Source organism: Sedimentibacter sp. B4, assembly GCF_000309315.1.
GTDB classification, from domain to species: Bacteria; Bacillota; Clostridia; order Tissierellales; family Sedimentibacteraceae; genus Sedimentibacter; species Sedimentibacter saalensis.
The window spans coordinates 1-542 of sequence record NZ_CANG01000310.1 but is presented as its reverse complement, the minus strand read 5'-3'; the positions used below and the strand labels follow the sequence as shown (position 1 = coordinate 542).

At 69.9% G+C, this 542-nt stretch carries 1 protein-coding gene; it reads right to left on the bottom strand.

What is annotated here, in order from left to right:
* A partial coding sequence (locus tag BN358_RS23345; protein ID WP_198018405.1) for an ABC transporter permease occupies positions 1 to 542 on the bottom strand: 542 nt, incomplete at both ends.

Sequence of the window (542 nt, the reverse complement as noted above, 5' to 3'; positions counted from 1 at the left end):
GCAGTTCGAGCCCGGTCGCGTTGTCTCCGCGCGCGGAGTTGTAGTAGAGGGCGTAGTAGATGCCGGCCAGCGCGGACATGAGCCCCGACAGGATGAACAGGACCAGCCGGGTTCGGTTCACGTGGACGCCGGAGAAGCTGGCCGCGTCCTTGGACAGGCCGATCGCGAAGACGCCCCGCCCGAACGGCGTGAAGTGCAGCATCAGCACGAAGGCCGCCAGGAGGACGACGAACAGGATCACCACGACGGGGATGCCGGTGCTCCCGATCCGCGCCTTGACCAGCGTCGTCCACCACTTGTCGAACTGGGTGACCGCCGTGGTGCCGAGCAGGCCGACCGCGACGCCCCGGTACAGCGCAAGGGTGCCGATGGTCACGGCGAGTGCCGGAAGCCCGACCCTGGTGACGAGCAGGCCGTTGGCCGCCCCGCCGACGGCGCCGACGACCAGCGCCAGCACGATCGCGACCGGAATGGGCAGCGCGGACGCGGAGCACAGCCCGACCACGACGCTGGTCAGGCCCACCATCGAGCCGACCGACAGG